Origin of the sequence: Acidiphilium sp. C61, from assembly GCF_905116885.1 — a bacterium.
Classification (GTDB): domain Bacteria; phylum Pseudomonadota; class Alphaproteobacteria; order Acetobacterales; family Acetobacteraceae; genus Acidiphilium.
Genome location: NZ_CAJHNI010000005.1, coordinates 638,122 through 652,419 on the forward strand (window position 1 = coordinate 638,122; position 14,298 = coordinate 652,419).

The 14,298-nt window shown below is 53.7% G+C and carries 10 protein-coding genes, 1 tRNA gene and 3 pseudogenes; 7 read left to right on the plus strand and 7 right to left on the minus strand.

The window, feature by feature from the left end:
- Window positions 1–19: 19 nt before the first annotated feature.
- Window positions 20–1,093: an A/G-specific adenine glycosylase gene (locus tag HUW10_RS05780; RefSeq protein ID WP_174502638.1), complete on the minus strand. Its 1,074-nt coding sequence runs from the start codon at window positions 1,091–1,093 to the stop codon at window positions 20–22.
- Window positions 1,094–1,146: 53 nt separating this feature from the next.
- Between HUW10_RS05780 and HUW10_RS05785 the strand changes: the two genes are divergently transcribed.
- Window positions 1,147–1,617: a DUF721 domain-containing protein gene (locus tag HUW10_RS05785; RefSeq protein ID WP_236656238.1), complete on the plus strand. Its 471-nt coding sequence runs from the start codon at window positions 1,147–1,149 to the stop codon at window positions 1,615–1,617.
- A gap of 104 nt (window positions 1,618–1,721) precedes the next feature.
- On the opposite strand, the gene polA is transcribed toward HUW10_RS05785, so the two are convergent.
- Both polA and HUW10_RS05795 read right to left on the minus strand, forming a co-directional pair.
- Window positions 1,722–4,484: a DNA polymerase I gene (gene polA / locus HUW10_RS05790; RefSeq protein ID WP_174502640.1), complete on the minus strand. Its 2,763-nt coding sequence runs from the start codon at window positions 4,482–4,484 to the stop codon at window positions 1,722–1,724.
- Complete coding sequence (locus HUW10_RS05795) at window positions 4,481–4,675, minus strand: zinc-finger domain-containing protein (protein WP_174502641.1); 195 nt, start codon at window positions 4,673–4,675, stop codon at window positions 4,481–4,483. The genes polA and HUW10_RS05795 overlap by 4 nt, the downstream gene beginning before the upstream one ends.
- A gap of 151 nt (window positions 4,676–4,826) precedes the next feature.
- Here HUW10_RS05795 and HUW10_RS05800 point away from each other — a divergent pair.
- Window positions 4,827–4,903: transfer RNA gene (locus tag HUW10_RS05800), tRNA-Arg, on the plus strand.
- Between the two features lie 145 nt (window positions 4,904–5,048).
- On the opposite strand, the pseudogene HUW10_RS05805 reads toward HUW10_RS05800, so the two are convergent.
- The 3 pseudogenes from HUW10_RS05805 to HUW10_RS05815 form a co-directional block, all read right to left on the minus strand.
- Window positions 5,049–5,803, minus strand: a pseudogene (locus HUW10_RS05805) (IS5 family transposase).
- A 109-nt stretch (window positions 5,804–5,912) separates the two neighbouring features.
- Window positions 5,913–6,627: pseudogene (locus tag HUW10_RS05810) on the minus strand (IS5 family transposase).
- A gap of 109 nt (window positions 6,628–6,736) precedes the next feature.
- Window positions 6,737–6,856: pseudogene (locus HUW10_RS05815) on the minus strand (IS5/IS1182 family transposase); the annotation flags it as partial.
- Window positions 6,857–7,148: 292 nt separating this feature from the next.
- Between HUW10_RS05815 and HUW10_RS05820 the strand changes: the two are divergent.
- Together HUW10_RS05820 and HUW10_RS05825 are read left to right on the plus strand one after the other, a co-directional pair.
- Window positions 7,149–7,903 (plus strand): IS5 family transposase gene (locus HUW10_RS05820; protein ID WP_371808618.1). Its coding sequence is split into 2 segments (ribosomal slippage): window positions 7,149–7,469 and window positions 7,472–7,903, totalling 753 coding nucleotides; the frame shifts between segments, so codons are not numbered across the junction.
- Between the two features lie 134 nt (window positions 7,904–8,037).
- The gene (locus HUW10_RS05825; protein ID WP_174502644.1) at window positions 8,038–9,909 is read left to right on the plus strand and encodes a glycosyltransferase; all 1,872 of its coding nucleotides are present in this window, start codon (window positions 8,038–8,040) and stop codon (window positions 9,907–9,909) included.
- A 25-nt stretch (window positions 9,910–9,934) separates the two neighbouring features.
- Here the strand turns inward: HUW10_RS05825 and HUW10_RS05830 are convergent, their stop codons facing one another.
- Window positions 9,935–10,282, minus strand: a complete 348-nt coding sequence (locus HUW10_RS05830) for a transposase (RefSeq protein WP_174502645.1) — start codon at window positions 10,280–10,282, stop codon at window positions 9,935–9,937.
- Window positions 10,283–10,327: 45 nt separating this feature from the next.
- Here HUW10_RS05830 and HUW10_RS05835 point away from each other — a divergent pair, with 45 nt between their 5' ends.
- The 3 genes from HUW10_RS05835 to HUW10_RS05845 all read left to right on the plus strand — a co-directional run bounded on the left by HUW10_RS05835 (window position 10,328) and on the right by HUW10_RS05845 (window position 14,146).
- Window positions 10,328–11,395 carry an IS256 family transposase gene (locus HUW10_RS05835; RefSeq protein ID WP_236656241.1) on the plus strand — a complete coding sequence of 356 codons (1,068 nt, stop codon included), beginning with the start codon at window positions 10,328–10,330 and terminating at the stop codon, window positions 11,393–11,395.
- Window positions 11,396–11,839: 444 nt separating this feature from the next.
- Window positions 11,840–12,910: a glycosyltransferase gene (locus tag HUW10_RS05840; RefSeq protein ID WP_174502646.1), complete on the plus strand. Its 1,071-nt coding sequence runs from the start codon at window positions 11,840–11,842 to the stop codon at window positions 12,908–12,910.
- Between the two features lie 39 nt (window positions 12,911–12,949).
- Window positions 12,950–14,146 carry a glycosyltransferase family 1 protein gene (locus tag HUW10_RS05845; protein ID WP_174502647.1) on the plus strand — a complete coding sequence of 399 codons (1,197 nt, stop codon included), beginning with the start codon at window positions 12,950–12,952 and terminating at the stop codon, window positions 14,144–14,146.
- Window positions 14,147–14,298 lie beyond the last annotated feature (152 nt).

Here is a 14,298-nt window from a genome sequence, read left to right on the forward strand (position 1 = left end):
CGGCATCCGTTCTGTCACCTTACCCCGGACCTCTTGGCCCGGGGTTTTTTCTGCCAGTGTCATCATCGCCGAGTGCCGCGAGCCCGGCATCCAGCGCCTTGCGCATGACCGTCGGAAGCGGCGTCTCCGGCGACTTTGCCTCGAGGTCCGGCGGCAGTTTGGGCACTTCTGCCGCGAGTACCAGCAGCCGTAATTCGAAATGGGTGAAGACGTGCCCGATGCTCCCGGCATCGACCCAGTCTGCCGCGCAAGGCGGATCGGCCCGTCCCGGCGCCGCTTCGAAACCGGTTCCCGGCAGTTCGAGCATGCCGCCCAGCAGCCCGCGCGGCGGTCTCCGACGCAGGCCGATCGCGCCGCTCCGGTCCCGCATCACGAAAACCGTGCCATGCCGCATTGGCCGCGCCGCCCGCCGCGCCTTGCGTGGCAACTCGGCCGCGATCGCCCTTGCCTGTGCAGCGCACCCCTCGCGCCAGGGGCAGATCATGCAGGACGGGTTGCGCGGCGTGCATATCGTGGCGCCCAGATCGAACAGCGCCTGCGCGAAATCGCCCGGGCTGGCGCAGGCCGCATCCTGCGCGCCGAGACGGGAAGCTGCGGTGGCGATCTCCGCCTTCGCCGCCGGCAGCGGAGTCTCGATCGCGAAAATTCTTGCGGCGGCACGTTCGACATTGCCATCCACCGGCACGACCGGCAGGCCGAAGGCAATGGCGCCGACTGCCGCCGCCGTGTACGGACCGATTCCCGGCAGGTTGTGCAGCCCCTCCAGCGTCGCCGGAAATCCGCCCGCAGCGGTGACCGCGCGGGCGCAGCGGATAAGGTTGCGTGCCCGCGCATAATAGCCAAGCCCAGCCCACAGGCCGAGAATGTCCTCATCCGCCGCCGCCGCCAGCTCGCCGATCGTGGGGTAACGCTCGATGAACCTGTGGAAATACGGTATCACCGTCGCGACGACGGTCTGCTGGAGCATGATTTCGCTCAGCCAGACGTGATACGGATCGGGACGGACTCCCGGGGCAGCCCGCCACGGCAGGACGCGCCGATGAACATGATACCAGCGGAGCAGACGATCAGCTGATGGCGGCGACACACTCACGCGACACTCCCCCGCGCCCGACCCGGTCGCACAAGGCAGCGGATGGCGGAAACTTGGCGAAGCCTCGCCCGGTCGCGCCGGAGCCGCCGCGCCACAGCGCCCCGCGGGGCATTTCGGCCCTGCTGGCGCCTGTGCTGCGCCCGGTCCTTGCCCGGCGGGGGGCCGTTCTCGGCACGCTGATCGCCGATTGGCCCGACATCGCCGGGCCCGACATCGCATCCCGCAGCCAGCCCACGAAATTCGCTGCCGGAACGCTGACCCTTGGCTGCGCCGGCCCCGACGCGCTGGCCTTGCAACACCTTGCGCCAGTATTGATCGGCAAGATTAATCTCGCCCTCGGTGGCGCGCCGGTGCAACGGCTGCGCTTCACCGACATGACAGTCCCCGCGCCCATCCGCCGCGCAGCGCCTGCCTCGGTAACCCAGGCGCCACCTCCCGCAGGGCTGCCGGATGGAGATCTCGGCGACGCCCTCGCGAGACTGCATCGCGGCCTCCAGCGGCAGCGTCCCGGAAATCGCACCTAGAGCATTATCCGATCGGACAAGGACGCTGCGATGATCGACACGACAGCGCACTACAGCCGATCCATCGGGGTCGGGAGGCGCACTGGATGGCAATCCATCCGCACTCAGTGCGCGTCCGACCAGTTGGAACCGATCCCGGTTTCCACCAGCAAGGGCACCGAAAGTGTGGCAGCCCCCTGCATCACCTCCCGCGCCAGCGAGGCCATTGCCTGCGCCTGGTCGATCGGCATTTCGAAGACGAGTTCATCATGCACCTGGAGCAGCATCACCGCCTCCAGCCCGGCATCGCGAATCGCCGCCGGCAGCCGCACCATCGCCCGCTTGATGATGTCCGCGGCGCCGCCCTGCAATGGCGCATTGATCGCCTGCCGCTCGGCATAGCCCCGCCGTGCCGGGTTTTTCTCGGCGATGCCGGGAACATAGCAACGCCGGCCGAACGGTGTCAGCACATACCCGTGGGTGCGTGCGAATTCGGCCGTTTCGTTCATGTAGCGCCGGATTTCCGGATAGCGGGCGAAATAGGCGTCGATATAGCGCTTCGCCTCGCCGTTCTCGATGCCGAGCTGGCGGGCGAGGCCGAAGGCGGAAATGCCGTAGATGATGCCGAAATTGATCGCCTTGGCGCGGCGCCGCACCATCGGATCCATCCCCTCCATCGGCAGGCCGAACACTTCGGCGGCCGTGCGGGCATGGATATCCTCGCCTTTGGCGAAACTCTCCTTCAGCGCCGGAATATCGGCGACATGCGCCAGCAGGCGCAGCTCGATCTGCGAATAATCCGCCGAGACCAGCGCCTTGCCGGGGGCGGCAATGAAGGCGCGGCGGATACGCGCCCCCTCGCTGGTGCGAATCGGGATGTTCTGCAGGTTAGGCTCGTTGGACGAAAGCCGGCCCGTCGTCGTGATGGCCTGGGAGAAGCTGGTATGGACCCGCTGATCCCCGATATCGATCTCGCCCACCAGCGCGTCGGCATAGGTGGATTTGAGTTTCTGCAACTGGCGCCATTCCAGCACACGGGCAGGAAGATCGTGTCCGGACGCCGCAAGATCCTCCAGCACCGCCGCATCGGTGCCCCATGCCCCGGTCTTGGTCCGCTTGCCGCCCGGCAGGCCCATTTCGTCGAACAGGATCTCGCCGAGCTGTTTCGGGCTGCCCGGGTTGAACGCGCGGCCGGCGAGCCGCTCGATGTCGCGTTGAATGTCGTCCATCCGCCGGGCGAACTCGGCCGACATCGACTCGAGATCCCCTCGATCGACCATGATGCCGGCGCGTTCCATGGCGAGCAGCACATTGAGCAGCCGGCGCTCGATCGTCTCGTAAAGCCCGAGCCCTCCCTCCGCGCGCAGGCGGGGGCGCAGCAGCACCCAGAGCCTGAGTGTGATGTCCGCATCCTCGGCGGCATAGGCCGTGGCGCGGTCGATCGGGACGGCTGCAAATGAAATCCGGTTGCGCCCGGTGCCTGTTACCTCGTCATAGGATATCGGCCGATGATCGAGATGCAGACCCGACAACTCGTCCATGCCATGCCCATGCCGTCCGGCGCCGAGCGTGTAGGAGAGCAGCATCGTGTCATCGACCGGCGCGGCATCCGCAAGCCCGCAACCGGCCAGAATGTGAATGTCGAACTTCGCGTTGTGAAAAATCTTCAGGATCGCCGGATCGGCAAGCACCGGCGCCATCCGCCCGATCACCAGGCTCCGCGGCAGTTGCGCCCCATCCTCGTGCCCGAGCGGGATATAGGCAGCCCGGCCCGGCGCGGTCGCCACTGAAATCCCCACGAGTTTCGCATGACGGGGATTAAGGCCCGTGGTTTCGGTATCGATCGCGAAATATCCGGTCTGCCGTATCTCGGCGATCCAGCGGTCAAGCTCGGCCTCGTCATCGATTGTGACATAAGGCCCGAAGGGTGCATCGGCCACAACGGGCGCAGCCGCTGGTACGGCGGGCGGATCGGGTGCATCGCCCCTCGCCGCCGCGGCGAGCCGCTCGCCGTTCCGCCGTGCCACCCCATCGAGCCCAAGGCGTGCCTTGATGCTTCTGAAACCCTGGGAATCGAGGAAATCGTTGAGATCCCCGTCATGCAGCGGCGCGACCACCAGATCGTTGACCGGTAGTGGCAGTGGGACATCCCGCCGCAATTCCACCAACCGACGTGAAATCCGGGCGTCTTCGGCGTGAGCGACAAGCGAGTCGCGCCGCTTGGAAGGCTTCATGGCTCCGGTCGCCGCCGCTGCGAGGATGGCTTCCAGATCGCCGAATTCGGCAATCAACTGCGCCGCCCCCTTTGGCCCGATCCCTGGCACGCCCGGAACGTTGTCGACCGTGTCGCCCATCAGGGCCTGTGCATCGACCATCTGCTCCGGTCTGACGCCATACTTTGCAATCACGTCTGCCGGCCCGATCGGCGTCGACTTGATGGGATCGAGCATCGAAACGCGGTCATCGAGCAATTGCATCAGGTCCTTGTCGGACGAGACGATGACCGTCTCACCGCCCGTCCGCTTCATCGCTTCGGCATAACTTGCGATGAGATCGTCAGCCTCAACCCCCTCAAGCTCGATTGCCGGCACCGCGAAGGCGCGGGTTGCCTCGCGCACCAGGGCGAATTGCGGCACGAGTTCCTCGGGCGGCTCGGGACGATGCGCCTTGTATCTGGGATCTATCTCGTTGCGGAACGTTGTGCGGCCGGCATCGAAAATCACCGCGAGGTGCGTCCCTGAATGCTCCTTGAGCAGCCGTGCCAGCATATTGCAGAAGCCGAATACCGCGTTGACGGGCGTGCCATCGTCGCGGGTCATTGGCGGCAAGGCGTGGAAAGCCCGGAAAATGAAGCCCGAGCCATCAACCAGGACAAGCCGCTGCGTCAATGTCCGGCGCCCGGTCTTGCATCTCCGGCCAGGCGGTAATGGCGGGAGCAATAAGGACAGGTGATCTCAATGCCCTCGATCTTCAGATAAACCCTCGGGTGCCCCAGCGGCCCGCCGCCGCCATCACACGCAACCACCCGCTCATGCACGAGGATCGGCTCCAAGCCAGTTGCATCTCTTGTATCGGCCATGAGTTCCTCTCGCACAGCAAACTATTACAAAGAGAATATCGCCAAAATGCACCGCTGCCTATCGTTGCCACAGGTGGCTCCCGTGCAACCCCACAGTTCAGCGCCAACAGGCATTGAGCCCCAGGCCGATCCGCGCTATGCGAGATTTGCTGGACCCGTAGCTCAGCTGGATAGAGCGTTGCCCTCCGAAGGCAAAGGTCGCGCGTTCGAATCGCGCCGGGTCCGCCAAATATTCCAACGGCTCACGCGATTTCGCCACGAGCCGGGAGTTCACCCCGATATCGCGAAACCGGACCGATTACTACCAGAATCGGATCATGGGCCTTCTCGGCGGCGAATAAGGCAGGCGAAGTCGCACCTCTAGGCTCTGGACTCAACTGATCCAAGATGTGACGGCGAGGACAAGGCAAATACCAGCGAGGAAATTTCGTGCGGTTTTGTCATATCGTGTGGCGATGGCGCGCCAGTCCTTGAGCCTACAGAAGGCGCGTTCGATGAGATTGCGCTTTCTGTAGGCGACGGGGTCGAAGGGCGGAATGGCGCGGCGGTTGGGCATGGGCGAGATCACCGGCCTGGTGCCTTGGCGGGTGAGGAAGGTGCTAAGATCATCAGCGCCGTAGGCCTTGTCGGCGATCAGCTCTTCTGGTGGCGGTATTGTGGGCAGAAGCGCCCTCGCGCCGCTGATGTCGGAGGCCTGTCCTGGCGTCAGGAGGAGTGCGGCGATGCGTCCCTGCTCATCTGCGACGGCGTGGATCTTGGTCGTCCGTCCACCCCTCGACCGGCCGATGGCCTGGCTTTGCGCCCCCCTTTACCGCCCGCGGCCGCGCGATGTGCCCGAACCGAGGTGCTGTCCACCATGGCGATGCGCGGCGGATCCGCGCAGGCGACAAGCGCCGCGAATATCTCCTGCCAGAGGCCACGCTGGCTCCAGCGGTTGAACCGGTTGAACACCGTGGTTCGTGGCCCATAGGCCTCAGGAAGCGCTCGCCATCGCAAGCCCTCGCGAAAGCGATGCAGGATGCCGCTCAGCACCCGGCGGTCATCAACCCGAGGCTTGCCGCCAAGCTTCGGCAGCAATGGTTCGATCGCAGCCCATTGCGTGTCGTTCAGCCAGAAAAGTTCCGCCATGTTCCAAGTCCTCCGAACAGACTTGAATCAGACGCCCCGTAGTCATGGCAATAGGTACAGAACCTAGGCTCTGGACACAACTGATACGTGATGTGACGGCAAGAGCGAGTCAGATACCGACGAGGAAATTTCGTGCGGTTTTGTCATATCGTGTGGCGATGGCGCGCCAGTCCTTGAGCCTGCAGAAGGCGCGTTCGATGAGATTGCGCTTTCTGTAGGCGACGGGGTCGAAGGGCGGAATGGCGCGGCGGTTGGGCATGGGCGAGATCACCGGCCTGGTGCCTTGGCGGGTGAGGAAGGTGCTAAGATCATCAGCGTCGTAGGCCTTGTCGGCGATCAGCTCTTCTGGTGGCGGTATTGTGGGCAGAAGCGCCCTCGCGCCGCTGATGTCGGAGGCCTGTCCTGGCGTCAGGAGGAGTGCGGCGATGCGTCCCTGCTCATCTGCGACGGCGTGGATCTTGGTCGTCCGTCCACCCCTCGACCGGCCGATGGCCTGGCTTTGCGCCCCCCTTTACCGCCCGCGGCCGCGCGGTGTGCCCGAACCGAGGTGCTGTCCACCATGGCGATGCGCGGCGGATCCGCGCAGGCGACAAGCGCCGCGAAGATCTCCTGCCAGAGGCCACGCTGGCTCCAGCGGTTGAACCGGTTGAACACAGTGGCCCGTAGGCCTCAGGAAGCGCTCGCCATCGCAAGCCCTCGCGAAAGCGATGCAGGATGCCGCTCAGCACCCGGCGGTCATCAACCCGAGGCTTGCCGCCAAGCTTCGGCAGCAATGGTTCGATCGCAGCCCATTGCGTGTCGTTCAGCCAGAAAAGTTCCGCCATGTTCCAAGTCCTCCGAACAGACTTGAATCAGACGCCCCGTAGTCATGACAATAGGTACAGAACCTAGGCTCTGGACACAACTGATACGTGATGTGACGGCAAGAACGAGTCAGATACCGACGAGGAAATTTCGTGCGGTTTTGTTGTAGCGTGTGGCGATGGCGCGCCAGTCCTTGAGCCTGCAGAAGCCTTGTTCGATGAGATTGCGCTTTCTGTAGGCCACGGCGTCGACATCCTTAACTCCTGCTCTTTGAGGATGCCAATGATCTCCTCCTCGTCAAACCGACTGCTCTTCATCTCGTCCGCTTCCCTGATGGGGCGGTCTCTACTCACTCCTGGAGGAAATCCATTTAGAGCACGTTCCGATCCATCCGGATCGGATGTCGTGCTCTGTCTTATTGATAGTTAGAGCATCTTTATCCGATTAGATGATTCCATCTGATCGGATGATGCTCTAGGTTCTGTACCTATTGCCATGACTACGGGGCGTCTGATTCAAGTCTGTTTGGAGGACTTGGAACATGGCGGAACTTTTCTGGCTGAACGACACGCAATGGGCTGCGATCGAACCATTGCTGCCGAAGCTTGGCGGCAAGCCTCGGGTTGATGACCGCCGGGTGCTGAGCGGCATCCTGCATCGCTTTCGCGAGGGCTTGCGATGGCGAGCGCTTCCTGAGGCCTATGGGCCACGAACCACTGTGTTCAACCGGTTCAACCGCTGGAGCCAGCGTGGCCTCTGGCAGGAGATATTCGCGGCGCTTGTCGCCTGCGCGGATCCGCCGCGCATCGCCATGGTGGACAGCACCTCGGTTCGGGCACATCGCGCGGCCGCGGGCGGTAAAGGGGGGCGCAAAGCCAGGCCATCGGCCGGTCGAGGGGTGGACGGACGACCAAGATCCACGCCGTCGCAGATGAGCAGGGACGCATCGCCGCACTCCTCCTGACGCCAGGACAGGCCTCCGACATCAGCGGCGCGAGGGCGCTTCTGCCCACAATACCGCCACCAGAAGAGCTGATCGCCGACAAGGCCTACGACGCTGATGATCTTAGCACCTTCCTCACCCGCCAAGGCACCAGGCCGGTGATCTCGCCCATGCCCAACCGCCGCGCCATTCCGCCCTTCGACCCCGTCGCCTACAGAAAGCGCAATCTCATCGAACGCGCCTTCTGTAGGCTCAAGGACTGGCGCGCCATCGCCACACGATATGACAAAACCGCACGAAATTTCCTCGCTGGTATTTGCCTTGTCCTCGCCGTCACATCTTGGATCAGTTGAGTCCAGAGCCTAGCGGGGATAAGGACGTTGTGCACACGGTTCTTATCTTTGTGTTCATATATTCCTGATAAAACCACACAACGAATAAATGATTTGTTAACGGTTAAAAACGCTAGATATCCCAAGGAGTGAGTATGAAAATTCTATACTATTCAGTTCATCATATCCTAGAAGATGATGAAGTACGTATGTTTAAATCTCTTGGGCACAGCGTTTGCGTTCTTGGCGCCAATAATGACCGCGGTGCAGTACAAAATTTTCGTCCTCATATCGAGTTTAACTTAGAAGAACTTGATTTCTACAAACAATTTCGTGAAATGGGATGCGAATTTAATTTTTATACAAGATATACAAAATTAAAGAAATCATTTATTGATTTGTTTGATGTTGTAATTGTTATGGATGATGTTGATTTTATTATAAATAACTGGAAATTATTCGATAATATACAAGTTATTTGGCGTACTATAGGTCAAAAATTAGATTATTGTGAAAGAAAAATTCGTGAATACCGCAAGAATGGTCTAAAAATTATTCGATATTCTGAAATTGAGAAAAAAATACCCTATTATTCCGGCGAAGATGCAATCATAAGATTTGGTAAAGATCCAATTTTATACTCAAATTGGAATGGAAAAAATGGTTTTATTTTAAGCTTTTCAAATAATTACAAAAAACGATATCCATTAGATGCCTCTGATTACATTACAATAACAGATGGATTCCCTCATATTCTTGGTGGAGTAGATAATGATGGATTTCCATGCTCAATAGGATATTTAGACCCAAAAGAGCAAATCGAATTTTATCGAGGTGCCGCAGTATATCTTTACGCATCTGGACTTAATATTCCTTACACTTTGAATTTTATAGAAGCTTGGATGATGGGCGTTCCTCTTATTGTATATGCTCCCCCGGAAAGATGCGGTCCATACTTTGAGATTGAAAAATTTATTGAGCACGGAAGCAACGGTTTTATTTGTCGAACAATTAGAGAATCCCGTGAAGTTATATATTCTTTATTAAATGACCAAAATTTATCAAATAAAATTAGTCAATTAGGACGCAGTGACGCGATAAATAAATTCAGTATCAATACAATATCAAAGCAATGGGACAGTTTTCTTAATTCTTTAAAAAATAATCAAGAAAAGTATAATATTAATTTTTATAATGATATTATAACAGACAATAATTCTATCGAAAATAATTTTTCTATTGTTAATAATTATAATGAAATTTTTAATACGCTATCTCTTCTCCGCCCTTTTGATATTGATTTAAAAAAAGTGAGATTTGGGAATGAGCGAGATGGCGGGTATGTCCTTGCTGATCGAGAGTTAAACGAAAACGTAATTTCATTTGGCGTAGGGCCGGATGTAAGCTTTGAGTTTGACCTTGCAGAACGTGGTGCAAATATCTTTCTACATGACCATACCGTTAGTGAATGCCCGCAAACGCATGAACGATTCAATTTTAAAAGAATTGGAATCTGCGGTGATAATGAAAAAGTATCAAAATGTATGCCTTTAATTGATCATCTTGATAACATTCCAAATAATAAAAATTCTATGATATTAAAAATGGATATTGAAGGTAATGAATGGGATGTTTTCTCTTGTATCAATCACGAAATATTATCTCGATTTGATCAAATTGTTTTAGAAATTCACTTTCTTGAGCGTATTTTAAATCCAAATTTTAATATAAAAGTTCGAAAATCACTTCAAATACTAAACGAACAATTTACACTTTTCCATGTACATGGAAATAATTGCATGCCTTTATATATAGTCGAGGGATTTACGATAGCGAGTGTTCTTGAGCTAAGTTTTATACGCACAAATTTGGTTAAAAGAAGCGCTTCATCGACCGTATATCCATCACCTTTAGATAAAGCAAATAATCCTAAGATGCGTGATCTACCACTACTTTTTTTTCCATTTCTTCCAGTATCAGCAGATGCTCAGTCAATTACAGAGATGATTGAAAGACTACCCCGCTAAAAACCTATTCGACTAGGCTCTGGACTCAACTGATCCAAGATGTGACGGCGAGGACAAGGCAAATACCTGCGAGTAAATTTCGTGCGGTTTTGTCATATCGTGTGGCGATGGCGCGCCAGTCCTTGAGCCTGCAGAAGGCGCGTTCGATGAGATTGCGCTTTCTGTAGGCGACGGGGTCGAAGGGCGGAATGGCGCGGCGGTTGGGCATTGGCGAGATCACCGGCCTGGTGCCTTGGCGGGTGAGGAAGGTGCTAAGATCATCAGCGCCGTAGGCCTTGTCGGCGATCAGCTCTTCTGGTGGCGGTATTGTGGGCAGAAGCGCCCTCGCGCCGCTGATGTCGGAGGCCTGTCCCGGCGTCAGGAGGAGTGTCAAGAATCGCGTGTGTGAGTGGCGTAGTGGGTAGAAAGGAAGACCCACATGGCACGACGGAAAGCACCGGCGATCCCGGACGATTTTCTGGACCAGCTGCTGGCTGGGGATGACGCGGCGGCAGGGCTTAATTCCGGGGATCTGGTGAACGCGCTGAAGAAGGCTCTGGCGGAGCGGGCCCTGAGCGCAGAGATGGATTACCATCTGAGTGACGAAGCGGAGGGGGAGAACAGCCACAACGGCTATGGCCGCAAGTCGGCGTCGACCGGCACGGGGAAGATCGAGATTGCGATCCCCCGAGACCGTGCGGGTAGCTTTGATCCGCAGTTGATCGCCAAATACCAGCGCCGGTTTCCAGGCTTCGATGACAAGATCACCTCGATGTATGCGCGGGGGATGAGCACCCGGGAGATCGCGGAACATCTGCGCGAGATCTACGGCATGGATGCCGCGGCGGAGTTGATCAGCACGATCACCGATGCGGTGCTGGACGAGGTGACATCCTGGCCGCAGCGTCCGCTGGACCCGGTCTATCCGCTGGTATTCTTCGATGCCATCCGGATGAAGATCCGCGACGAGGGCGTGATCCGCAACAAGGCGATCCATATCGCGCTGGGGATTATGGCCGACGGGACGAAGGTCGTACTCGGCATCTGGATCGAGCAGAACGAAGGCGCCAAATTCTGGCTGCGCGTGATGAACGAGCTGAAGAACCGTGGCGTCGAGGACATCCTGCTGGCCGTGGTCGATGGCCTCAAGGGGTTCCCGGAGGCGATCACGGCTGTCTTTCCCGAGACGATCGTGCAGACCTGCATCGTCCACCTGCTCCGGAATTCGATGGATTTCGTGTCCTACAAGGACCGCAAGGTGGTCGCCACCGCCCTCAAGGACATCTACCGGGCCGTTGATGCCAGGCCCGCCGAGGCCACTGCCAGGCTGCTCTATCTGATCCTCAACCGATCCAAAAAAGAGTGGGTGATGCCACCTCGAGAATGGGCTATGGCAAAGGCTCAGTTCGCCGTCATCTTCGGCGACCACTTCGTAAGGGCCCCTGGCGGCCTGATGTTCCACCGCCAACCATACACGGAATTCCTGATACCGCCATCGACGGTGTGATCGGCCCCAAGCACGCACATGCGTTCGCGAGCCTCCGCATCATCCGGGCGGCGGCTTTGATACCGCACTGTGGTCCGATCCACGCCCAGCGCATCGCAGGCCCGGCGTTGGCTCACCTCGAACAGGGTTTGAAGATGAGCCACCGCCTCCCGCTTATGGCTGGGCGCTAGAATTTCTTTTGACGCAATTCCCTTGAGCATGGCGTTGTCCAGCACGGCGTCTCCGGCAAAGCTTCGAACACCTGCCCGGAATCACATTTGGCCCAACCAGCCAATCCCTCACCAAAAAACGTTTCCGCCCCATTCCGAAATGGCCTCGAGGGACCGACGGCTGATGAGTCTTTATGCTGATTGGTAAAAATACATTTTTAATAAAAAATAAATTATCAAATTATATACATATTATTAGCTCACTTTGAACCGCCAAAAATATCCGGATTCAACCATGGAAAATGAAAAACTTAGTTGGATTTTTTCGTCTGAATATCGAGGCAGCAGGCCTTATCAGAAGATACTAGAGAAGGAATTAAAAAATTCAGTGAATGTTTTCACTGGATCAATCGATATTGCATTAAATCTTATAAAATCTCATCGGTGTGTATTTCATTTGCATTGGGAAGATTTATTATACGTTGATATTGATAGCGAAATCGAAGCATCATCAACAATATCTAAAATTTTAGAGAAATTTATTGCATTTCAAGCACAAGGCGGACATATCGTATGGACTGTGCATGACGACGTGCCACATGATGGCAGGTTTCCCAATCTATATACGCGATTGAGAGAAGCAATAGCACAAATTGTTGATACTATTCATGTACACTCTTACACTGCTAAAACTTTATTATTAAATGTAGGTGCAAACGAAAGAAAAATAGTTATTTCTAATTTTCCAAATATTGCAGCATTTTATCCAAATGATATAAATGACGATGCAGCAAAGAAATATTTTGAATTTGACGAATCTAATATTTTATTCTCTTTTGTTGGCGATAATAATAAAGAAAAAGAAATAGATCAATTATTAGATTGTTTTGTTGCTCTTAACGCAATTTTTCCTCACGCACGCTTAGTTATGGCAGGTCGGCGAAGTGGATATTTTGAAGAACGTTACATAACTATAGAGAACTGTATCCGACTCATACCTCGATTTATTGATGATACGGTTATGCAATACGTAATAAAATCAGCTGATTTTGTTATACTTCCCTATCGGCGCGCGTTGACATCAGGTACTTTATCTCTAGCGCACGGTTTTGGTCGTCCTACAATCGTTCCTGATCTACCCGCCCTTCTTGATTTTATTAGACCCGCAGAAAATTCACTTACTTATCGTGCTGGCGATGCAGAAAGTATGCTTGATACTATGATTAAGGCTGTTGAATTGTCAAAAAGAGACCGATATCAGATGCGTGAGTTGGCTTTGCAGTCAGCAAAACAGGCAGACATCAAGATACTAGCGTCATCTCTTATATCTAGAATAATGGACCAAAACTCTTCTTCAAGCTTATAGTCTGCAATAAAATAATAATAACGAAACGGAATCATAGCAATGTCATCAAACTTTTTTTTCTCAGAAAATTTAAATAAAATGAGACATCGACAACTTTTTGTCGATGTGTCAGCAATCTGTCATGTAGATATTCATACAGGAATACAGAGAGTTGTTCGTGAAGTACTTATAGAACTATTGAAAAATGAAGTATTTGGATATCGAATTGAGCCAATATATGCAGGATCATCGTACGGATATCGCTATGCTCGCCGCTTTACAGCAAAATTTCTTGGCTTTGATCCAGGCTCAATTTGTGACGATGCAGTAGAAGTTTGGAAAAATGATGTATTTTGGGGTCTTGATTTATCAACATATACAACTATTGTGAATAAAAATCAAATTTTTAATTGGCAAAAAATAGGAGTTAAAATTTTATTTACTGTATACGATTTGATGCCAGTGCTTCACCCTGAAACGACATTGCCAATTGTCACTGAAAATCATAGAATTTGGCTTGAAACTATATCAAATGCAGATGGTTTGCTCGCTATATCCCAGACTGTAATGAATGATCTTCGTGACTGGCTAAATCTATTTCATTTTCAGAAAAATCATGAAATCAAATTAGGCTGGACGCATCTTGGAGCAAATATCCATTCATCTAATAAAAATCGACACAAAAATTTTAATATTTTACAAAAATTTAATATAAATGAAAAAAATTTAAAATTTTTAATGGTTGGTACAATTGAAATAAGAAAAGCACATGAACAAGTAATTGATGCGTTTGAGCATCTTTGGGCGTCGGGAATGGATATTCAACTTGTTATAGTTGGAAGGCCCGACTGGAAGAGTCAAATTCCTGCAGAACGCATACGTAAACACCCGGAATTCCAACGTCGTCTAATTTGGATTGAATCGCCAGACGATAATGTATTAGAAAATATATATAAAATTTGCGATTGTCTAATCGCAGCAAGTATAAATGAGGGATTTGGGTTACCCTTAATTGAGGCAGCTATGCGTGGTGTGCCGATAATTGCACGTGATATACCTGTTTTCCGAGAGGTTGCAGGCGACAATATATTCTATTTTGCAGGAAATAATTCTTCTGAATTAGTAAATATGATTCAAAAATGGATTCATGATTACAAGAATGGACTTTCTCCTAATTCAAATAAAATAAATTGGTTAACATGGGAACAAAGCACAAAACGAATGTTAGATTTTATTTTACACGAAAAGAGTCAATAAATAATTATATTTTAATATTTTTCGTTAATTTTATTAAATTATTTGTAAAAATGTGGAGCTGGACGCCCGTATTTACCCTTGCGTATTGAGCGGTTGGTTGGATCTGAATCTGGATACTGCGCTCCTGGCCGTTTGAAGAGCCTCATTCGACC